This is a genomic window from Cupriavidus consociatus (assembly GCF_017814975.1).
GTDB lineage: Bacteria > Pseudomonadota > Gammaproteobacteria > Burkholderiales > Burkholderiaceae > Cupriavidus > Cupriavidus consociatus.
In genome coordinates this window covers 1-19,848 of record NZ_JAGIQA010000001.1, presented here as the reverse complement: position 1 = coordinate 19,848, position 19,848 = coordinate 1, and the positions used below count along the sequence as shown (strand labels likewise).

At 66.9% G+C, this 19,848-nt stretch carries 18 protein-coding genes, 1 tRNA gene and 1 pseudogene; 8 read left to right on the top strand and 12 right to left on the bottom strand.

All coding sequences use genetic code 11. The features are described 5' to 3' along the window. Positions 1-78: 78 nt before the first annotated feature. Positions 79-2,112: a sensor domain-containing diguanylate cyclase gene (locus J8I82_RS00100; RefSeq protein ID WP_245179263.1), complete on the top strand. Its 2,034-nt coding sequence runs from the start codon at positions 79-81 to the stop codon at positions 2,110-2,112. Between the two features lie 88 nt (positions 2,113-2,200). Here the strand turns inward: J8I82_RS00100 and J8I82_RS00095 are convergent. Then, a pseudogene (locus J8I82_RS00095) lies at positions 2,201-2,515 on the bottom strand (carbohydrate ABC transporter substrate-binding protein); the annotation flags it as partial. Between the two features lie 182 nt (positions 2,516-2,697). Between J8I82_RS00095 and J8I82_RS00090 the strand changes: the two are divergent. Beyond that, the gene (locus J8I82_RS00090) at positions 2,698-3,468 is read left to right on the top strand and encodes a DeoR/GlpR family DNA-binding transcription regulator (RefSeq protein WP_209753728.1); all 771 of its coding nucleotides are present in this window, start codon (positions 2,698-2,700) and stop codon (positions 3,466-3,468) included. 169 nt (positions 3,469-3,637) lie between these two features. Here J8I82_RS00090 and purU read toward each other — a convergent pair whose 3' ends face one another. Together purU and J8I82_RS00080 are read right to left on the bottom strand one after the other, a co-directional pair. Beyond that, entirely contained in the window at positions 3,638-4,504 is an 867-nt protein-coding gene (purU, locus tag J8I82_RS00085) for a formyltetrahydrofolate deformylase (RefSeq protein ID WP_209753727.1), read from the bottom strand. Between the two features lie 114 nt (positions 4,505-4,618). Continuing rightward, entirely contained in the window at positions 4,619-5,545 is a 927-nt protein-coding gene (locus tag J8I82_RS00080) for an NUDIX hydrolase (RefSeq protein WP_209753726.1), read from the bottom strand. Positions 5,546-5,601: 56 nt separating this feature from the next. On the opposite strand from J8I82_RS00080, the gene glpK reads away from it, so the two are divergent. The 4 genes from glpK (at position 5,602) to J8I82_RS00060 (ending at position 9,763) form a co-directional block, all read left to right on the top strand. Continuing rightward, on the top strand, positions 5,602-7,176 hold the full coding sequence (gene glpK, locus J8I82_RS00075) for a glycerol kinase GlpK (RefSeq protein WP_209753725.1): 1,575 nt from the start codon (positions 5,602-5,604) through the stop codon (positions 7,174-7,176). Between the two features lie 53 nt (positions 7,177-7,229). After that, positions 7,230-8,876, top strand: a complete 1,647-nt coding sequence (locus J8I82_RS00070; protein ID WP_209753724.1) for a glycerol-3-phosphate dehydrogenase/oxidase — start codon at positions 7,230-7,232, stop codon at positions 8,874-8,876. A gap of 53 nt (positions 8,877-8,929) precedes the next feature. Beyond that, positions 8,930-9,289 (top strand): MliC family protein, encoded by a 360-nt coding sequence (locus J8I82_RS00065; protein WP_245179261.1) that lies wholly within the window; start codon positions 8,930-8,932, stop codon positions 9,287-9,289. A gap of 93 nt (positions 9,290-9,382) precedes the next feature. Then, complete coding sequence (locus J8I82_RS00060; RefSeq protein WP_116321958.1) at positions 9,383-9,763, top strand: hypothetical protein; 381 nt, start codon at positions 9,383-9,385, stop codon at positions 9,761-9,763. A gap of 57 nt (positions 9,764-9,820) precedes the next feature. On the opposite strand, the gene J8I82_RS00055 is transcribed toward J8I82_RS00060, so the two are convergent. The 4 genes from J8I82_RS00055 to J8I82_RS00040 form a co-directional block, all read right to left on the bottom strand. Beyond that, positions 9,821-10,114 carry a hypothetical protein gene (locus J8I82_RS00055; RefSeq protein ID WP_209754381.1) on the bottom strand — a complete coding sequence of 98 codons (294 nt, stop codon included), beginning with the start codon at positions 10,112-10,114 and terminating at the stop codon, positions 9,821-9,823. Positions 10,115-10,201: 87 nt separating this feature from the next. Beyond that, complete coding sequence (locus J8I82_RS00050; protein WP_029046345.1) at positions 10,202-10,426, bottom strand: hypothetical protein; 225 nt, start codon at positions 10,424-10,426, stop codon at positions 10,202-10,204. 127 nt (positions 10,427-10,553) lie between these two features. Then, complete coding sequence (locus J8I82_RS00045; RefSeq protein WP_209753722.1) at positions 10,554-10,967, bottom strand: YXWGXW repeat-containing protein; 414 nt, start codon at positions 10,965-10,967, stop codon at positions 10,554-10,556. 127 nt (positions 10,968-11,094) lie between these two features. After that, positions 11,095-11,298: a hypothetical protein gene (locus J8I82_RS00040; RefSeq protein WP_029046343.1), complete on the bottom strand. Its 204-nt coding sequence runs from the start codon at positions 11,296-11,298 to the stop codon at positions 11,095-11,097. 399 nt (positions 11,299-11,697) lie between these two features. Here J8I82_RS00040 and yfiR point away from each other — a divergent pair, with 399 nt between their 5' ends. Continuing rightward, a complete protein-coding gene (gene yfiR / locus J8I82_RS00035) occupies positions 11,698-12,294 on the top strand; it encodes a regulatory sequestration protein YfiR (RefSeq protein WP_209753721.1) in 597 nt (198 codons plus the stop codon). After that, complete coding sequence (gene dgcN / locus J8I82_RS00030) at positions 12,291-13,556, top strand: diguanylate cyclase DgcN/YfiN (RefSeq protein ID WP_209753720.1); 1,266 nt, start codon at positions 12,291-12,293, stop codon at positions 13,554-13,556. Before yfiR ends, dgcN begins: the two co-directional genes overlap by 4 nt. A gap of 8 nt (positions 13,557-13,564) precedes the next feature. Here the strand turns inward: dgcN and J8I82_RS00025 are convergent, their stop codons facing one another. From J8I82_RS00025 to J8I82_RS00005, 5 genes are all read right to left on the bottom strand, one after another. Continuing rightward, positions 13,565-13,840 carry a hypothetical protein gene (locus J8I82_RS00025; RefSeq protein WP_209753719.1) on the bottom strand — a complete coding sequence of 92 codons (276 nt, stop codon included), beginning with the start codon at positions 13,838-13,840 and terminating at the stop codon, positions 13,565-13,567. A gap of 53 nt (positions 13,841-13,893) precedes the next feature. Further along, complete coding sequence (locus J8I82_RS00020) at positions 13,894-14,742, bottom strand: D-amino acid aminotransferase (protein ID WP_209753718.1); 849 nt, start codon at positions 14,740-14,742, stop codon at positions 13,894-13,896. Positions 14,743-15,384: 642 nt separating this feature from the next. Then, the gene (locus tag J8I82_RS00015) at positions 15,385-16,485 is read right to left on the bottom strand and encodes an acyltransferase family protein (protein WP_209753717.1); all 1,101 of its coding nucleotides are present in this window, start codon (positions 16,483-16,485) and stop codon (positions 15,385-15,387) included. Positions 16,486-17,459: 974 nt separating this feature from the next. Then, positions 17,460-17,550 (bottom strand) — tRNA-Ser (locus J8I82_RS00010). Positions 17,551-17,610: 60 nt separating this feature from the next. Beyond that, positions 17,611-19,662: a VC_2705 family sodium/solute symporter gene (locus tag J8I82_RS00005; RefSeq protein ID WP_209753716.1), complete on the bottom strand. Its 2,052-nt coding sequence runs from the start codon at positions 19,660-19,662 to the stop codon at positions 17,611-17,613. Between the last annotated feature and the right edge of the window lie 186 nt (positions 19,663-19,848).

Here is a 19,848-nt window from a genome sequence, read left to right as displayed (position 1 = left end):
TCGGCAATGGGCGAGGCAGGCAAGATAAAGCCCCCGGGAGCGGGCCACGGGTCAGTGCGCACAAGAAAGACGTCAATCATGCAGCACTCTTTGAAATACCGGATGGCGTTCGCCACGGCGGGTGTGGTGACGCTGATCATCGTGCTGCGCGCCCTGTACGCCCAGTACTACGCCTACGACAGCCTCAAGCACCTGCGGCAGCAGCAGCAGGACACGCTGGTCGAGCTGGTGGCGGAGCAACTGGACGAAAAGGTGCAAAGCCGTGCCGCGGCGTTGCGCCGTGTGGCCCGGCAGCTGTCGCCGATGCTTTCAGCCAGGCCGGCCGAGCTGCGACGCGCCGCCGAAGGCATGGTCGACATGCCGGACCAGTTCAACGCTGTCTTCCTTGCCGCTCCGGACGGCCAGCTGGTGTTCAGCACAGCCGTGCCGGACAACGTGCGCCTGCGGGTGGAGGACCGTGACTACTTCCGTGATGTCATGCGCGGCCAGCCGCTCGCGGTGTCGGACCTGATCCAGGGCAAGCTGACCAACGCACCGGGCGTGGTGCTGGCCGTACCGCTGCACGGACCCAACGGAGAGGTGCGCGGCGTGGTCGGCGGCGTGCTGAACCTGTCGGGCAGCAATTTCCTGCGCGAGCTGGCGCACAGCCGGGTCGGTGTCACCGGCAGCTTCTGCCTGGTGTCGGGCGGCACCAGTCCGCGCTATGCCATGCATCCCGATCCCAGCCGCGTGCTGACGCCGGCGCGCGCGGTCGACGAGGCCTGCGGCGCCGAACGTCCCGCCTCGATGCTGGAAGTGGTCAGGCCGACGCAGCCTATCGTGGCGCGCTACCTTCTGCAGGCCAACGGCTGGGAAGTGGTGGCCGTGCTGCCGGCGACCGAGGCCTACGCCGTGCTGGTCGATGTGCGCCAGCGTACGATGGTCATTGCCGGGCTGTCGCTCCTCTTCGCCGCCGCGCTGATGTGGCTGGTGATGCGCCGGCTGCTGGCGCCGTTGCAGCGGCTGCACCGCGCCGTGCGCCAGATTGCCACCAACCCCAGCGCACTGGCGGACCTGCCCACCGGCCGGGCCGACGAAATCGGCGAGCTTGCCACCAGTTTTGCCGAAGTGGTGGCGCAGCTGTCCGAGCGCGAGGCCGCGCTGCAGGCCGCCAAGGACCGCGCCGCAGAGAGCGAAAAGCGCATCGAGGCCATCGCCAACCACGTGCCGGACTTCGTTTCCTTCATCGACCGGCAACAGCGCTACGCCTTCGTCAACCAGGCCTACGCGCAGCACTACGGAGTGCCGGCGCAGCAGATCGTCGGGCTGTCCTTGCGCGAGCTGTGGGGCACCCAGGAATACATGGCCTGCCAGCCGTACCTGGAACAGGCCTTCGCCGGGCGCGCGGTGACGTTCACGCGCGAAAGCCCGGATGGCAACGAGTGCATGGAGGTCACCTACCAGCCCGCCTGGAACGATGCCCAGGACACCGTGGTCGGCCTGCATATGTTCGCGCGCAATGTGACGCACGAGCGCCAGAAGCTGCGCAACCTGGAGGCGCAGACCGTCTCGGACCATCTCACCGGCCTGCTCAACCGCAAGGGCTTCGACCGGCGCCTGGCGGAATGCATGGCACGCACGAGCGCCGGTGGCCGCGCGCAGGCTCTGCTGCTGGTGGACCTGGACGACTTCAAGGCGGTCAACGACAACTACGGCCATCCGGTCGGCGACCGCCTGCTGGTGGCGTTCGCGCAGCGCCTGCGTGCCTGCGTGCGCAAGGGCGACGCGGTCGCGCGCATTGGCGGCGACGAGTTCGCGGTGATCCTGGACGGCGTATCCGACCGCAGCGCGATGGACTCGGTCGCCAACGCCATCGTGCAGGCCGCGCGCGTGCCGCTGGTGATCGACGGGCATTCGCTGTCGGCCACGGCCAGCGTCGGTTCGGCGCTGCATGAGGGGCGCCAGGTCATGACCGTCAGCGAGCTGTTCATGCACGCGGACATGGCGCTGTACCAGGCCAAGCGGCATGGCAAGGCGCGCTATGCCGCCCAGCGCGATTGCAACCCTGCGGCCAATGCCGACTCCGGTGTGGCATCGGCGCCCTCCCGGGAGCCTGCCGGCTTGCCGGCCTAGCGGATAAAAAAAAAGGGCGCGCCAGGCGCCCGTTGCGGGTGACAGCGCGCCCGACGCCAGGCCGTGCAGCCTGCCCGGTCGCCGCTGGTCAGCACACCTTGCCCTCCTTCCATGCCTGCAGCAGCTTGTCATAGGGGATGGTCTCGCCCTTGGGCTTCTCGTTGGCCAGCTTCTTCCACGGCGCGTGGTCGCTCGACAGCCACTTGGCCGGGTCGCCCTTCGGGCTGAGCTTGGGCGCGCAGTTGCTCATGCCGGCGCGCTGCAGCCGTGCCATCACCTGGTCCATCTCGTCGGCGAGCGTGTCCATGGCGGCCTGCGGGGTTTTCTCGCCGGTCACCGCGGTGGCCACGTTCTTCCACCACAGCTGCGCCAGCTTGGGATAGTCGGACACGTTGGTGCCGGTCACACGGTCTCCAAACTCAGCTGCATCGGGTCTCCATGTTCGAGATGCTTTCCGCATCACTACGTTCCGCGCGACGCAGGCGCACAATTCTTGGCTTCCGACCGTTTTAGTAACAAAACGAACAGAAAACAAGTGTGCACCGCATCATTTGTTTTCGTTTCTGTTTGAACTAGAATCCCGGCATGACGCTCAATCCCCGCCAGACCGCCCTGCTCGAAGAAGTCCGCACCCAGGGCTTCGCCTCCATCGACGAACTTGCGCGCAAGTTCGGCGTCACGCTCCAGACGGTGCGGCGAGATGTCAACCTGCTGGCCGAGAACGGCATGCTGGCGCGCTTCCATGGCGGGGTGCGGGTAGAAGGCTCCACCACCGAGAACATCGCCTACCGGCAGCGACAGGTGCTGAATGCCGAGGGCAAGGCGCGCATTGCGCGCGCGGTGGCGGCGGCGGTGCCTGAGGGCTGCTCGCTGATCCTGAATATCGGCACCACGGTGGAAGAGATCGCACGCGAGCTGATGCAGCATCGTGGGCTGCGCGTGATCACCAATAACCTGAACGTGGCCAATATCCTGGCGGACAACCCGGACTGCGAAGTCATCGTCGCCGGCGGCGTGCTGCGCTCGCGCGACCGCGGCATCGTCGGCGAGGCCACGGTCGAGTTCATCCGGCAGTTCAAGGTGGATATCGGCCTGATCGGCATCTCGGGCATCGAGACGGATGGCACGCTGCGCGACTACGACTTCCGCGAGGTCAAGGTGGCGCGGACCATCATCGAGCATTCACGGGAGGTCTGGCTGGCGGCGGACACCAGCAAGTTCAACCGCCAGGCCATGGTGGAACTGGCGCATGTGTCGCAGGTCGACCGGCTGTTCACCGATGAGCCGCTGGCGGCACCGTTCGACCGGATCCTGGCCGACAGCGGGGTGAAATGTGTGGTGGCGGAGCGGGAATGAGCGTGCCGGACGTCCGGCTGCTGCTGCCGCGCTGGCGGGAGCGGGGCTGGCGTTGATGGCGGGTGGCGGGGAATGGCGGAGCGAGCCGGCCTTGCGACGCGCCTGCCCTCTCCCCCTGCTCCTCTCCCGGCTGCGGGAGAGGAGAGCAAACCTTCCGGAAGACGAGGGCTTACTTGAAGACGACGGTCTTGTGGCCGTTCAGCAGGATGCGGCGTTCTGCGTGCCACTTGACCGCGCGGGCCAGCGCCACACATTCCACGTCGCGGCCCACGGCGGTGAGCTGGTCCGGGTCCATGCTGTGGTCGACGCGCTCGATTTCCTGCTCGATGATCGGGCCCTCGTCCAGGTCGGCGGTGACGTAGTGCGCGGTCGCGCCGATCAGCTTCACGCCGCGGTCGTGCGCCTGGTAGTAAGGCTTGGCGCCCTTGAAGCTGGGCAGGAACGAGTGGTGGATATTGATGGCGCGGCCGGCCAGCTTGCGGCACAGGCCGTCGGACAGCACCTGCATGTAGCGCGCCAGCACCACCAGATCGATCTTCTGCTCCTGCACCACGTCGAACACGCGCGCCTCCTGCGCGGCCTTCTGCTCGGCCGAGGCGTTCATCAGCGGCAGGTGGAAGAACGGCACGTCGTACGACGCGGCCAGCTGGTAGAAGTCGCGGTGATTGGACACGATCGCCGCGATCTCGACCGGCAGGCCACCCACCTTGGCGCGGAACAGCAGATCATTCAGGCAGTGGCCGATCTTGGACACCATGATCATGACGCGCGGCTTGACCGAGGCGTCGTTCAGCTCCCACTGCATGCCGAACTGGTCGCCCACCGGCGCGAACGCTGCCTTCAGCGTGCCGAGGTCCGGGCCGCCGGCAGCCGCGCTGAAGTGCACCCGCATGAAGAAGCGGCCCGTGTACGCGTCACCGTACTGGTCCGAGTCGACGATATTGCAGCCGTGCTGGAACAGCAGGCCCGAGACGGCGTGGACGATGCCCGGCTGGTCGGGGCACGAAAGGGTCAGGATGAATCCGGTGGTGCTCATGGTGTGTGGTTCTGTCGGAGGGGCGCGGTGTATGAGCGCAACGGCTACGAAGGCCACGAAGGCAGTGAAAGCCTTGGAAGCCTTGGAAGCGCGGGCCAGGCCCGCTGCGCAAGCTCAAGCGCGACGATCTTCGGTGCCCGGCCAGCCGCGCCGGCGAAGGGCATCCAGCGTCACCAGCGTGGCGTCGACCGTCATGGCGCCGCTCGACATGATATCAAGCAATGCGGCCAGCCCCACGCGCTTGTGTTCGCTGACCTCGCCATCCTGATTGCTCGGGACGAATCCTGGCGGCAGCATCAGGTCATAGACATAGACCTGTTCCCACTGCACGCCTTCGGGCAGGTCGCGCAGCACCTCGATCATGCCGTGCGGCTGCACGCGCCCGGCCAGCGCCGGCGGGATGCCGGATTCTTCCTCGCACTCGCGCACCAGCGTGGCCAGCGGGTCGCTGCCGTGCGGCATGCCGCCGGCGACCAGGTTGTCCCACATGCCGGGGTCGACCGACTTGGCAGGGCTGCGCCGCGAGATCCACAGCACGGGGCCGGCTTCGCCGGTCTCCACGATGCCGTTCATGTGCGAGGCAAAGGTCAGCAAACCCAGGAAGCGCGCCGCGGCGCGCTCCACCGCCGCGAGCGCGGGTGCGTCCAGGGCCGAGGTGACCGCGAACAGTTCATGGCGCCAGCCGCGCACGTGCCCGGCATCGGCCAACTGGTGCGCGAGCGCGGCCAGCGCGGCGCTCAGCACGTCGAAGCCGCACCGTCCCGGCAGCAGTTCCACCGCGGCGGTGCCGTCCGCGGCGCCCTCCTCCGGCCCGAGGACGCAGCCCATGCCGCGCAGGATCGCTGCATGCGACCGGGGCAGCCAGCCGACCTGCTGGCCGCCCGCCATCAAACGCAGCTTGCTGGCGGGATCGAAGCGGGTCCGCGCCGCCAGCGAGGCGGCAATGCGTGCCATGTGGCTGGCGTCGGCGCCATCGCCGGATGGAGCCTCGGACGGAACGCCGGATGGCCCAGCGGGCGGCAGGGAAAAGATTTCGGCCATGTCAGATCGGGGCGCCGGCCGGGCCGGCGCATCTTGTCATTTTCAGGATTGAACGCATGAACCAGGCAGCAACGCAAGCCCAGGCGCAGCACGCCGGCCCAGGCCGGCAAGATTCCGAGCCGCAATTTGTGCTGGCGCTCGACCAGGGCACCAGCAGCTCGCGCGCGATCCTGTTCGACCACGCCGGCAGCGTGGTGCGGCTGGTCCAGCGCGAGTTCCGCCAATACTACCCACATCCAGGCCATGTCGAGCACGACCCGTACGAAATCTGGCAGTCGCAACTGGCGGTAGCGCACGAAGTGCTGGCCGATGCCGGCATCTCCGCCACGCAGGTGCGCGCCATCGGCATCACCAACCAGCGCGAAACCACGGTCCTGTGGGACCGCAAGACCGGCGAGCCGGTGGGGCGCGCGCTGGTCTGGCAGGACCGCCGCACCGCGCCGATGTGCGAGGCGCTGCAGGCCGCCGGCCATGGCGAGCTGTTCCGCGAGAAGACCGGGCTGATCGTCGATGCGTATTTCTCCGGCACCAAGCTGCGCTGGATGCTCGACAACATCGAGGGTGCCCGCGATCGCGCGCAGCGCGGCGAGCTGGCGTTCGGCACGGTCGACAGCTGGCTGATCTGGCAGCTGACCGACGGCGCGCGCCATGTCACGGACGTGTCGAACGCCTCGCGCACGATGCTGTTCAATATCCACCGCTTCGAGTGGGACGACGCACTGCTGGCGCTGCTCGACATCCCGCATGCGCTGCTGCCCGAGGTGGTGCCATCCAGCGGCGAGGTGGCGCGCACCGCGGCGCGGCTGTTCGGCGTGGAGATCCCGATCGCGGGCATCGCGGGCGACCAGCAGGCGGCCACCTTCGGGCAGGCCTGCCTGTCGCCCGGCATGGCCAAGAACACCTACGGCACGGGCTGCTTCCTGCTGATGAATACCGGCACCGAGCCGGTGGCATCGCATAACCGGCTGCTGACCACCATCGGCTGGCAGTTCGGCGGGCAAACCCAGTATTGCCTGGAGGGTGGCGTCTTCATGGGCGGCGCCACCATCCAGTGGCTGCGCGACGGCCTGAAGATCATCAACAGCGCGCCAGAGGTCGAGCCGCTCGCGCGCCAGTGCGACGACACCGGCGGCGTGGTGCTGGTGCCAGCCTTTGCCGGCCTGGGCGCTCCGCACTGGGACGCCTTCGCGCGCGGCACGCTGGTCGGCATGACGCGCGGCACCGGCAGGCCGCAACTCGCCCGCGCGGCGCTGGAATCGATCGCGCTGCAGAGCGTCGATGTGCTGGAAGCCATGCAGAAGGACGCCGGCATCGCGCTGGCCGAGCTGCGCGTGGACGGCGGCGCCTCGCGCAGCGACCTGCTGATGCAGATGCAGGCCGACCTGCTCGGCACATCGGTGGTGCGCCCGCGCGTGACGGAGACCACTGCCTTGGGCGCCGCCTACCTTGCCGGCCTGGCCACCGGCTACTGGAGCGACCCCGCGCAGATCGCGCAGCAATGGCAGGTGGAGCGGCGCTTCGAGCCCAACCTGTCGGCCGATGAACGCGGCCACCGGCTGGCGCGCTGGCACCGCGCCGTCGATCGCGCCCGCGACTGGGCGCGCGAGGACGAAGCCGGCGGCCACGGCTGAATCCCGGCCGCCCCCCACTCCGCCAAGATCGTACACATCCCGAACCAAGCGCCATGCAGAAAGTCTCCACCCCGACCCAGCCGCCCACCCGGGCCGCCCTGCTTTCCACCCTGGAGCGCGAACCGCGCTGGGACGTCATCGTCATCGGCGGCGGCGCCACCGGACTCGGCACCGCGGTCGATGCCGCCTCGCGCGGGTACCGCACGCTGCTGGTCGAAGCCGCCGATTTCGCCAAGGGCACCTCGAGCAAGGCCACCAAGCTCGTGCACGGCGGCGTGCGCTACCTGGCCCAGGGCAATATCGGCCTGGTGCGCGAGGCGCTGCACGAGCGCGGCCTGCTCGCGCGCAACGCGCCGCACCTGGTATGGCCGCTGGGCTTCGTGGTGCCGGCGTACCAGATGTTCGACCAGCCCTTCTACGGCATCGGCCTGAAGGTCTACGACATGCTCGCCGGCAACCTCAACCTCGCCGGCAGCCGCTGGCTGAATCACCATGAGGTGCTGGCCGCCGCCCCCAACCTGGCAGAGCACGTCAGCGGGCGCCCGCTGCGCGGCGGCAACCTGTACTTCGACGGCCAGTTCGACGATGCGCGGCTGGCGGTGGCGCTGATGCGCACCCTGTTCGATGTGGGCGGCACCGCGGTCAACTACATGCGCGTGACCGGACTGAGCCAGCAAGGCGGCGTGATCAGCGGCGTCACCGTCCAGGACGCACTGGACGGCGCCACGTTTCGGCTGCGCGCGGACTGCGTGATCAATGCCACCGGGGTCTGGGTCGACGCGGTGCGCCAGATGGAGGACGGCCATGCCCGCACCCTGGTGGCCCCGAGCCAGGGCGTGCACCTGACGCTGCCGCGCAGCTTCCTGCCGGGCGAGCGCGCCATCCTGATTCCAAAGACCGACGACGGCCGGGTGCTGTTTGTGGTGCCGTGGAACGGCCATACCATTGTCGGCACCACGGATACGCCGCGGCGCGACCTGCCGCTCGAGCCCGATGCCGGTGCCGACGATGTCGATTTCATCCTCGAGACCGCCTCGCGCTACCTGGCCAAGGATCCCACCCGCGCCGACGTCACCAGCGTCTGGGCCGGGCTGCGGCCGCTGGTCAGGGCTACCGGCGAAGCCTCCACGGCATCGCTGTCGCGCGAGCATACGATCCTGGTCTCGAAGGCGGGCCTGATCACGGTTACCGGCGGCAAGTGGACCACCTATCGCAAGATGGCGGAAGACGTGATCGACACCGCGATCCAGCGGCAGATGGTGCGCGCCGCGCCATGCGTGACCGCCGAGCTGCCGCTGCACGGCGCCGCCGGACTGCCGGCGGAACTGCCGCTGGCGGATGCGGCCGCGCCGGACCGCTACTACGGCAATGAGCTGGCCACGCTGCGCGCCCTGCCCGGCCATGACCGCGTGCTGGCGGCGGCATCGGGCCTGACCGAAGCCCATGTCCGTTTCGCGGCCCGGCACGAACTGGCGCGGCGCGTCGAAGACGTGCTGGCGCGCCGCAACCGCGTGCTGTTCCTCGACGCACGCGCCGCGCTGCAGGCCGCGCCGGCAGTAGCCGCGGTCCTGGCCGAAGAGTTCGGGGAAGGCGAGGCCTGGCAGGCGCGCGAACTCGACAGTTTCCGCACGCTCGCCGCCGGCTACATGCTGGGCGGCGCCGCGCAGCCCGAGAAACCGGCTGCCACCGCCCGCGCCTGAACGGGGCGACACAAGCCATTGGAACAGCCCCATCGACCATGAATCGCCCGACCTTGAACGCAACCCGCGGCGCACTGCTGCTTGCATTGCTGGCCGCCGTGGGCAGCGCCAGTGCCGGGCGGGCCCCCGGCATCGACGGCGTGCGCTTTACCGACGTGCGTACCGTGCGCTACCAATGCGACGGTGACAAGACGCTGACCGTGCGCTACTTCAACAGCGCGGACAACCAGGCCGCCGTGTTCCGCCTGGACGGCAAGCCGGTGCTGGCGGTGACCACGGTCTCGGCGTCCGGCGCGCGCTATGTCGGCGGGCGCTACGAGTGGTGGACCAAGGGCGATACCGGCACGCTGCGCGACCTGATGCAGCAGGAAAATGCCGCGGCGGCGCTGTCGAATTGCCAGGCAAGGCCCTAGCCGGAGGGCATGCACCGTTGCCGGATCCCACGCCGGCTTTTGAGGCAACGGCGTTCCGGGCGATAATGCGGGGATTGAATCAGGGAGAACACCATGGACGAGATTGAAGATCTGTCCGATCTGCCGATGCCCCGCTTTATCTGGGGCTTCGCCGTTATCGCCGGCAAAAGCGGCGAGGTCATGCACGACGAGTTCGAGTATCTGACCCACACCCGCAGCCCGCGCTTTACCTGCCGCGTGGTCGAGCTGGAAGACATGCCGGCCGAAAGCGAGGAAGACGCCATCGACGGCCGCATCGTCCATCATGACGATCCGCGCCGGATGTTCTATATCACCGACGCCGGCATGGCGCTGGTCAACTTCCAGCTGGCCGACAAGATGCCGGACAAGCAGAAGTTCAAGCGCATTTGCGACGAAGCCATCGCCAACTGGATGCTGCGCCGCGAATTCCTCGACGAGGAGGAAGAGGACTGACCCATCCGATTCCGGTCCCGCCGGATCGTTGCGGCCGCCTGCGCGGCCGCATCTCTGTCAGGCCTGGTCTTGCTCCGGCGGCAGCGCGCCCGTCAGCAATTCATTGAGCAGTCCGCTCATGCCGCCGGGATGATTGGCGGCCAGCGCCTGCAGGCGCCGCGCCAGCGTGCCGTCCAGCTTGCACGCGAACGGCACCAGGCCCTGCTCCTGGTCCAGCCGGCGCTGTTCACGGCGATCCGGCCGCGCCCCGGCGCCGCCAGGAATCCCGCCCCGGGCCGCCGAGGCCTGTTTCAGGCTGTTGGCGATCTTCAGGCCCTTGTTCTTTTCCAGGTCCGTTTTCTTCACGGCAATTTCCGATAGTCTGTCGAGGCCGGCATTGTACGCGCAGGCTGCGGCCGGGCACGGCAACGTCCGCGCTGGAACGTGCTCCGAGCCACGCTACGTGTCGCTGACTTCGATCAGCTCGGCCGCCACGCGCTGGATCTCCGCGTAGACCGGGATGGCGTCCATCGGGCCGGTGCAGCCTACCGCCGTCGCCTGGCTGGCATCCGCCCCCGGCGGCAGAAAGACAAAGGCCATGCCGGGCTGCCAGCCGGGATGCTTGCGCAGGCTGTCATTGAGGATGTCGAGATACTGCGCGCGCGTGAAGACGTGCCTTGCCATCGCTACCTCCGGATCCACTGCCGATGCGCCCTGCGGGCGCGGAATCATGGCGGGGATCGTAGCATGGCAACCATGGCCGGCGTCACCTTGCAGCGCCGGCCCGTGCACGCCTCAGCGCGCACCCGCTTCAACACTCGCCCTTCTTGGCGTGGCCCGGCGGGCAGTGGTAGTTCTTGCCCTTGTTGCCCTTGCCGTTGCCCTTGGAACCGCCCTGGTCCCAGCGACCCGGCACCAGCACCCAGCCATCGCGCGACTGGATCCAGCGCGGCGACTCATAGACATAGCCAGGCCGCTCGCGCTCCCAGCGGCCCGTCTTCCACGCATGCTTATGGCGATGGTCGTCCCAGTCCCAGTAGCCCGGCATCCAGACATAGCCGGGGCGCGGGGCGGGAATGGCCTCGTACATCGGAGCCGGCGGCGGCACGCCGATGGCAATATTGACCGAAACCTGGGCCACCGACGCCGCACTGAAGGCGAGGCTGGAACCCAGCACGGCCGCCAGCAAGACGGTCCGGACGGGCCGGAGCGCTAAATTTGTCATGGGAGCCCTTTCTCGTGGAATGAACACGCGCACAGTCTAGCGCGCGCCGCCGCGGCGCCATGCAAGAAAGGGTGTCCGGGGATCACAAAGATGCTGGCGTGCAACACTCGCTTGCACGCCGGCGGCATCAGTGATCCTCTGCCATTGCCTTGAGCTGGGCCTCGCCGGCATCGCGCGCGGCGTCCGCGGTGGTGAAGGTGTCGTCCGAGACGATGGCGCGACGGACCTGCCGCGCATCGAAGTCGACCAGCGCGACCACCCAGACATAGCGCCCAGCCTGGGGAGCAGTCTGCACGAAAGCTTTCAGGTTCGGCCGGGATTCACTCGTCATGATCCATCTCCTTGAAAAACGTTCTGGAAACGTCGTTGAGGGAAGTGCCGTAACACAAAGGTGTCTGAAAACTCTAGCACACGGTCCATGCCCTTACCCGGCTTACCCGACCTTACCCCGCTTAACCCAGGAGGCTTGCCGGGAGGCGGCCTCGTCGGCAAGGGCCGGCTGGCAGCGAGGCGGCGAAGGGGGATCCCATTGCAAGTGTTGCGTGCGGCACCGCCAAGTCCGCAGCGGGACCACCCTTCAGTCAGCGTCGCGGCAACCGATAAACAGTCCACCGGCCGCCGCCGGCCTGCAGCCCACCCCCGGTCCGAACGACCGGCGCCCGGGTCATAGCCACGGCCGCGGTAACCGAATCACCACAATCGCAGCGCACACGCTCCCGCTTCCCGAACCATGGCTCCTGCCCCGGCCAGCGCCCCGCCTATCTCCCCCGCACGCCGGCGACCGCTGTTGCGCCGGTGGGCCCCCGCCCTGCTGGGCGCCACGCTCGCGTTGCTGCCCGCGGTGCTGCCGCCGGCGGTCACGGCGCAGCCTGCGCCGCAGCGCACCGAGCTGGTGGCACGCGTGGTCTTCAGCCTGCTCGGCTATGCGCGCTGGCCCGTGGAGCGCAACACAGTACGGCTGTGCGTCGACAACGCCAGCCGTTATTCCGCCCGCCTGATGGAAGGCGGCACGCTTGCCACCGGCCGGCCGGTGCAGGCGCGCCAGGTCGACGTGCTGGCCGATACGCTCCAGCCGGGCTGCGATGCGCTCTACGTCGGTGTCATGAATGAAGCCCGGCGCAAGCGGCTGTCAGCCGACCTGACTGGCCGCCCGGTGCTGGTGGTCGCCGAAGAAGACTTCGAGTGCGAGGTCGGCAGCATGTTCTGCCTGAACATCCGCGAGACCCAGATTTCGTTCCGCGTCAATCTCGACACGCTCGCCCGCAGCGGCGTGCACATCCACCCCGGCGTGCTGCAGCTGGGCCGGCGCAAGGGGTCGTCATCATGAGCCCGCGCCAGCCCGGACCGGCCGCCGCACCGCGTCCCACGCTTTACAGCGTGCTGGGCCGCATTCACCTGGGTGTGGCGCTGATCGCCGTGTTTACCGCCGGCCTGCTGCTGACGACGATCGGCGTCACCGCATTGCGCGTCTATGCTGACCACAACCTGCGGCTGGTGGCACGCTCGATCGCGTATACGCTGGAAGCGCCTGTGGTGTTCCGCGACCAGGTGGCCACCGGTGAGACGCTGGCCGTCATCGCCGCGTCGGAAGACATCGCGCGCGCAACCGTCTACGACGCCGACAACCGCGTGCTGGCCGCGTGGCAGCGCCCCGGGCAACCGCAGCTGACCGGCCTGCGCCAGACCCTGGCCGAATGGCTGAGCATGAACGCGGTGGAACAGCCGATCGTGCACCAGGCACAGCAGGTGGGCCTGCTGCGGGTCAGCTGCGATCCCCGCAACCTGCTGCAATTTCTGCTGCGAGGAGCGCTGGGGCTGCTTGGCTGCCTGTTGCTGACGGCAGTCGGCGCACATTACCTGGCCAGCCGCATGCTGGTGCAGATCGTCGAGCCGTTGCGCAACCTGATGCGGGTGGCGCACGCGGTGCGCTCCGAACGAGACTTCGCGCAACGCACGCCGCCGGCGCGCATCGCCGAGCTCAACGCGCTCAGCGACGACTTCAACGGGCTGCTCGATGAGCTGCAGACGTGGCAGAACCAGATGCAGCACGAAAACCGCTCCCTCGCCCACCGTGCCAACCATGATGCGCTCACCGGGCTGCTGAACCGCGCCGCCTTCGTCGAAGCGCTGGAGCATGCGGTGCGACATGCCGCGGCCAACCATGACTATGCGGCGGTGCTGTATCTCGACAGCGACGGCTTCAAGGACATCAACGACCGGCACGGGCATGCCTCGGGCGACGCGGTGCTGGCGGCCATGTCGCAGCGCATCCGTGCCAGCCTGCGCAACGGCGACACCGTGGCGCGCATCGGCGGCGACGAGTTCGCCGTGCTGGCCACAAGCCTGCGCTCGCCGGCCGACGCCATCGATATCGCCGAACACATCTTGCAAGCCATGACCGAACCGATCGCGCTGCCCGACGGCGCCTCGGTGCAAGCGTCCGTGAGCATCGGCCTGGCCGTGTTTCCGGTCCACGCGCAGGCCAGCCAGGCACTGCTGCACGCGGCCGATGCCGCCATGTATGGCGCCAAGCGGCGCTCAGGCGGCATCTGGCAAAGCGCCGAGCCGCGCCTGGATGTTTTGCTGTGAGTCTTGCCTCAGTCGCCGAATGGATTTGGCGCGCGGTTCTCGAGTGACTCATTCAGGTCGAACTCGTCGCGCACCTTGTCGACCACCGCGCGGATGCTGGCCTCATAACCGGTTGCGTTGCCAAAGCCGCTCATGTCCCAGTTGCGGCCGCGGGCATCGCGCGCATGCGGCACCGGGGCGGGCACCCGGACCTTGGCGCCGTCCTCGCCGACTTCATAGATTTGCTGAATGCGCCGGCTGACCTCGTCCTGCAGGGCATGCCGGCCACGCTCGCGCTTGGCCATGGCTGACTCCTCGATGCATGCGCTGGCATCCTATCACGGTGCGCCGGCGTGGTTCAAAGCGCCGCGATCTCGGCCTGATAGGCCGCGTAGAGCCGCGCAAAGACCGGTCCGGGCGTGCCGGCGCCGATGGTGCGGCCGTCGATGGTGACCACCGGCAGCAGTTCCTTGCTTGCCGACGACAGCAGCACTTCGTCAGCCGCGAACAAGTCCTCCCTGGCGACCCGGCGCGCTTCCAGCGGAATCTCCAGCGCCGCGCAGACCTCCTCCATAAAGCCGTAGCGGATGCCTTCCAGGATCAGGTTGTCCTTGGGCGGCGCCAGAACGCGGCCATCGCGCACCACCCAGACGTTGGACGATGAGGCTTCGGTCAGCCAGCCGTCCCGGAACTGGATCGCCTCGACCACGCCGTGCTCCGCGGCATGCTGCGCTGCCAGCACGTTGCCCAGCAGCGAAGTCGACTTGATCTGGCAATTCAGCCAGCGTCGGTCCTCCATCGTCACGCAGGCCACGCCCTGTTCGCGCATGTGCGCGGGCGGCAGCGCCATTGGGTTGGTCATGATCAGCACGGTCGGCACGACTTCCTTGGGGAAGGCATGCGCACGCCGGGCTACGCCGCGCGTCACCTGGATATAGATCATCTGGTCCGACATCCCGTTGGCGCGGACCACTTCGTCGATCAGCGCCTGCCACTGCGTGGCGCTGTGCGGGTCGGTAATCCCGATCGCCTCCAGGCTGCGGTGCAGGCGCGCAAGATGCTGCGCTCCGCGGAACGGCTTGCCGCCGTAGTACGGGATGACCTCATAGATGCCATCGCCAAAGATAAAGCCGCGGTCCAGGACCGGGATGCGGGCTTCGTACAGCGGAATCAGGGAACCATTGAGGTAGACGATGGGGTCGGTCATGGAGCTTCAGGCGGTGGAGAGAATGAAACAATTCTTCCACAGGCCCAAAGGCGAGGTTATGCGCATTTTGCATCGTGTCGATCCCGAATAGCGCAGGTTGCCCGGTGAATCATTGATTCTCATTAACCCATGTGGGGGTGTTCGCTGCAGCACTTCCCGCCCAGAATCAAGGTGTCGTGAGTTGACCCCTCTCGGCATTTCCCGCAGCCCGCCATCGTGCGGGCTTTTTTTTTGCATCACCAGAATTGGGGATGCGCGCCGTGCCGGCAACGACGACGATTAGACCGGGCGGACTGCGACACGCCCAACGCCACTTGAAGCCCTCGCCTACCCTGGCCGAGGGCTTTTTCTTTTCGACGTCATGACGTGAGCCAAAGCCCGTTCATAGCGGGCAATGCGGCCGGAATCCCGGCCCGACAGCACAGGAGCCGAACGCGGGCATTTCGGACTGTTGCGCATCCGGGAGCATGGGAGCGCCGTCTCCCGCGACATTGACCGAACAAGGGCCGGAGTTCAGCGCTACCGAAGAAAGGGGCGGGGCAGGCCCGGCACCACCAACTCGATGCTCGCCAGACGCCTCGCCTTGGCATAGAAGGCGCTGCGCCCTGGCATGGCGTCCAGCAACTCGGGCACCAGCATAGGCTATGAGCTGCCGGATGCGTGCGTAACGGCCATTGGCCGTGCCTGCCGGTGCCGTGCCCCGAACCGGCGATTGACCCAAGACCGCATCGGCTTCTCCACCAGATAGTGGAGGAGAATGGCGGCGCCCAACGTGAGGAGCAACAGGAGCACCGACTGCAGCCAGCCGGGCATGGCGGCCAGGTCGGGCAGGCGGCTCCGGACGAACGCGAACAGGTACTGGGGAATCCGCTGCACGATATAGAGGCAGTACGACACCTCTCCCAGAAACACCAGCGCGCCCACCGACAGCACGCGCGTCAGCGCGTCCTTTTCATAGGACAGCGAGAAGATCAGCCCGGCCGCGCCGGCGACGAACAGGGTGTCCACGGCCAGGCCGACGGCGATGGCGCAGACAAGCAGCGAGATGACGGCACCGAGCACGCAGCCGTCATATTCCGGCATGGCTTCGCGCAGGCGGCACAGCAGCACCCCGAGCAGGAACTCCGGAAGCAGCCGTGCGATGCCACCGCTGAGCGAAAGATGCTCGGGCGAGGTTGCCTCCACCAGCGCGAGCACCGCCAGCGCGCACCCCGCCATCAGCAGGACGCGGGCCTTGTTCATGCGCGGCGCCGCGAGCACGAACAGCGGAAACCAGACATAGGCGAACCATTCCGCGCTGACCGACCAGCCGACATCGTTCCACCCGGCGGGCCCGGCATAGCGCCACGCGCTCAGCAGCAGCAATGCCGATACGAATTTCGAAGCCGTGTAATCGGTGGTTCCGACCACGCCCGTATGCAGCACTACGTCGCGCAGCATGACCGCTGCCGCAAAGACCAGCAGGCACGTGACGTAGGCCGGATAGACCCGTGCAATGCGCGCCACGATAAACGCCCGCCAGTCCAGCCGCTCTCCGGGCGGGGGGGCGTACTGATAGGCCAGGATAAAGCCGCTCAGGACAAAAAAACCGTCGACGCCGAGATACCCATGGTCAAAGAACGTGCTGGTAAAGCCAAGATCGAAGTACGCGCCCTCGGCGCCATAGCGATGGAACCAGTGCCTGCACAGCACCCACAAGGCAAGCAGCCATCGCAAACTTGTCAAAGGTTTGAACTGACGCATATGACCTTCTTCGTAGCAAGTGTTTACAGGCGTAACTGTGACGGGACAGCGATGCGCGTTCGGTGCGGTTGGCGACGTGTTGACGTTTCACGGCCGCATCGAGCCACGGGGCTTGTCGTCCAGGCACAACACTTCTATTTAGAGGGATGCGCGAACCCACGCGGGTGTACGACCATGGTCACGGGCGGTTCCGCGACTCGCCCACCACTACTTCAAGCCCTCGACTACCCTGGCCGAGGGCTTTTTTCTTTGGTTGGCGCAAAGAGGCTGTGGTCCATCCGCACCGCAACAAATCTTTACAACTGAGCTCGTGAATTCCTGCAGGGTTGCCCTAGCCTTTCCCCATGCTTTCCGAAGGAGACGGCCATGCCTTCGTCACGGGACACATTCAGGTTGCGCCGCCCTGGGCGCCGGACGATGAACTGGCATGACGTTGCCTTGATTTCGGCAGCATGGATCGGGTTGTGTCTGGGGCTTGGGTGGACGCTTTCCAAAGCGGCCGGCACCTTCGAATAAGGCTCCGCGGCGCCCCTTCGGAACGGAGGCTGGAAATAGTTTCCCCACCAAATGGGGATGCAAATGTCTTTACATTTACCGGACAATGCCCGGGTCGTGAGTTGACCCCTCTCGGCTTTTTACCCATAGCCCGCCGATGTGCGGGCTCTTTTTTTATGCAGAGCGCGTAGGACGCTGCCGCAGCTGGCGGCACATCTGTTTAGAGGGATGCGCGCCCCGGGCGTTTGCACGAACATCGTCATGGGCGTTTCCGTGACTCGTCCACTTTCTTCAAGCCTTTCATGCCCTCGCCCCCTGGCCGAGGGCTTTTCTTTGTCGGAGTCCTACGGCGCGATGAATGCCGGCGGAGAGCGTTGGCGAAAAGCACAAGAAGCCGTGCAGCGAAGAAAGAGTGGGCCGGCTCAGAAAACAAAAAAGCCGTCCAATTGGACGGCTTCGGATCAATACGGATGTTGTTCTGGCGGAGAGAGGGGGATTCGAACCCCCGATAGGCTATTAACCTATACACGCTTTCCAGGCGTGCGACTTAAACCACTCATCCATCTCTCCGGGAAGTCCGCGATTATAGCAGAGTTGCCCGACGAATCCACAAGTTCGTGCGGTACCGCCCTACCCCCTGCGCAAATACGTCACCAGCCTGTCGATCACCGGCGCGTTGCGCGGCGTGAGCAGGCTGACGATGATTGCCACTGCAAATCCAGCGGGCACGCCAAAGGCACCGGAAGCGATCGGGTCAACGCCAAACCAGCGGTTGCCGAAGATGCCGGTCATGCGGGTGAAGAACGGGTAGTTGACGAAGATGTAGTACACCGCCACGCCAAGCCCCGCGGACATGCCGGCGACAGCGCCGGCCGCAGTCGTGCGGCGCCAGAAGATGCCCAGCACCAGCACCGGAAAAAAACTCGATGCCGCCAGCGAGAAGGCTGCGCCGACCAGGAACAGGATGTTGCCGGGACGCAGCGATGTGACGTATGAAGCGAACAAGGCAACGCCCAGCAGCACGATCTTGGCCGTGGTGACGCGGCGCTGGTGGCTCGCCTGGCGGTCGACCATGTGATAGAAGACATCGTGCGACAGCGCGTTGGCGATGGTGAGCAGCAGGCCATCGGCGGTAGACAGCGCCGCGGCCAGCGCGCCGGCGGCGATCAGGCCCGAGATGACATAGGGCAGCCCGGCGATCTCCGGCGCGGCCAGCACGATCATGTCGGGCTGCAGCAGGATCTCGCCCCATTGCACGATGCCGTCGCCGTTGACGTCGCGGATGCCGAATACCGGCGGATCGACCTTGCGCCATTGCACCACCCATTGCGGCAGTTCCGCATACGAGGTGCCGACCAGGTGCTCGAAGAACTCGTACTTGACCAGCGCGGCCAGCGTCGGCGCGGACACGTACAGCAGCGCGATGCAGAACACGGCCCACGCCACCGAGTTGCGGGTCTCCTTGACGGAGGGCGTCGTGTAGAGGCGCGTCAGGATATGCGGCAGGCTGGCGGTGCCGACCATCAGGCAGAACACCAGCAGCACAAAGTTGAGCCGCTTGGTCTTGCGCTCCTGCTCGGACGCCGCGGGGTATGGCTCGGTGGACGACATCGAAGGCCGGCTGCGCGCAAGCGCCTCTTCGCGCTGCAGGCTCCACTGCTGCTGCGCGGTGGCGGGATCGCGCGGGAATTCCAGGCGCTCGCGTTCCAGCGCCTTGATTTCTCGTAGCGGCGCATTGCGCGCGCGCAGGTCCTGCAGCCGCGCGTCCAGCGTATCGCGCTCCTGCTGGAAGGATTCCGGCAAACGGGCGATGCGCTCCTGCAGCAGGATGGCCTGCTGCCTGTAGTACTCGCGCACGGCCTGCTCGGCGGGCTCGCGCTCCAGTTCCTGCTCGCGCGCATCGAGCTGTGCCAGCAACGTGCCATAGCTGAGCTGTGGCACCGCTTCCTGGTGATGCTTCCACGCGATCATCGAGACCGTGACCAGGAAGGCGACGATCATCATGATGTACTGCGCCACCTGCGTCCACGTGACCGCGCGCATCCCGCCCAGGAACGAGCACACCAGGATCCCGGCCAGCCCGAAGAAGATGCCGACGGCGAATTCCACGCCGATAAAGCGCGTCACCACCAGCCCCACCCCCTGGATCTGCGCGACCAGGTAGACGAAGGAACACAGCGACGCCGCCAGCACCGCAATGGCCCGCACCGGCAGGTTGCCGCCGGGCTTGCCGTTGCCATAGCGCGCGGCCAGGAAATCGGGGATGGTGTAGCCGCCATACTTGCGCAGGTATGGCGCCAGCAGGAACGCGACCAGGCAGTAGCCGCCGGTCCAGCCCATCACGTACGCGAGGCCCTCGTAGCCCGATGCGAACAGGATGCCGGCCAGCCCGATAAAGGACGCTGCGCTCATCCAGTCGGCGGCGATCGCCATGCCGTTGAACAGCGCCGGCACGCGCCGCGAGGCGACGTAATACTCGTTGAGGTCGGAGGTGCGGCAGATCAGCCCGATGCAGGCATAGATCGCGATAGTGATAAAGAGGAAGACATAGCCGAGCCACAAGGCATCGGCGTTGGAGCGCTCCAGCAGCCCCATCATGCCGACAAAGCCAAACAACCCTAGCGTGAACAGGCCGTAGTACAGCAGCAGCCGGCGGCGGAAGCGCGACTGGGCATCGGGCATGGGCGGCGGTCCGTGGTCGGTGGGGCGCTATCGTAACAAACCCGCCGGCGCGCGGGAACGCGGCGGCGGGTTGGTCGGTTGCACGGCAGAAGGGTTACTGTGCCTGCTTGAGCTGCTCCAGGATCGCCGGGTTCTCCAGCGTCGAGGTGTCCTGCGTGATCTCTTCACCCTTGGCCAGCGAGCGCA

Bases quoted from the DNA above. Each gene is read 5' to 3' on its own strand.
- J8I82_RS00100 (WP_245179263.1), top strand. From the start codon at position 79: ATGCAGCACTCTTTGAAATACCGGATGGCGTTCGCCACGGCGGGTGTG.
- J8I82_RS00090 (WP_209753728.1), top strand. From the start codon at position 2,698: ATGACGCTCAATCCCCGCCAGACCGCCCTGCTCGAAGAAGTCCGCACC.
- purU (WP_209753727.1), bottom strand. From the start codon at position 4,504: ATGAGCACCACCGGATTCATCCTGACCCTTTCGTGCCCCGACCAGCCG.
- J8I82_RS00080 (WP_209753726.1), bottom strand. From the start codon at position 5,545: ATGGCCGAAATCTTTTCCCTGCCGCCCGCTGGGCCATCCGGCGTTCCG.
- glpK (WP_209753725.1), top strand. From the start codon at position 5,602: ATGAACCAGGCAGCAACGCAAGCCCAGGCGCAGCACGCCGGCCCAGGC.
- J8I82_RS00070 (WP_209753724.1), top strand. From the start codon at position 7,230: ATGCAGAAAGTCTCCACCCCGACCCAGCCGCCCACCCGGGCCGCCCTG.
- J8I82_RS00060 (WP_116321958.1), top strand. From the start codon at position 9,383: ATGGACGAGATTGAAGATCTGTCCGATCTGCCGATGCCCCGCTTTATC.
- J8I82_RS00050 (WP_029046345.1), bottom strand. From the start codon at position 10,426: ATGGCAAGGCACGTCTTCACGCGCGCGCAGTATCTCGACATCCTCAAT.
- J8I82_RS00045 (WP_209753722.1), bottom strand. From the start codon at position 10,967: ATGACAAATTTAGCGCTCCGGCCCGTCCGGACCGTCTTGCTGGCGGCC.
- J8I82_RS00040 (WP_029046343.1), bottom strand. From the start codon at position 11,298: ATGACGAGTGAATCCCGGCCGAACCTGAAAGCTTTCGTGCAGACTGCT.
- yfiR (WP_209753721.1), top strand. From the start codon at position 11,698: ATGGCTCCTGCCCCGGCCAGCGCCCCGCCTATCTCCCCCGCACGCCGG.
- dgcN (WP_209753720.1), top strand. From the start codon at position 12,291: ATGAGCCCGCGCCAGCCCGGACCGGCCGCCGCACCGCGTCCCACGCTT.
- J8I82_RS00025 (WP_209753719.1), bottom strand. From the start codon at position 13,840: ATGGCCAAGCGCGAGCGTGGCCGGCATGCCCTGCAGGACGAGGTCAGC.
- J8I82_RS00020 (WP_209753718.1), bottom strand. From the start codon at position 14,742: ATGACCGACCCCATCGTCTACCTCAATGGTTCCCTGATTCCGCTGTAC.
- J8I82_RS00015 (WP_209753717.1), bottom strand. From the start codon at position 16,485: ATGCGTCAGTTCAAACCTTTGACAAGTTTGCGATGGCTGCTTGCCTTG.
- J8I82_RS00005 (WP_209753716.1), bottom strand. From the start codon at position 19,662: ATGCCCGATGCCCAGTCGCGCTTCCGCCGCCGGCTGCTGCTGTACTAC.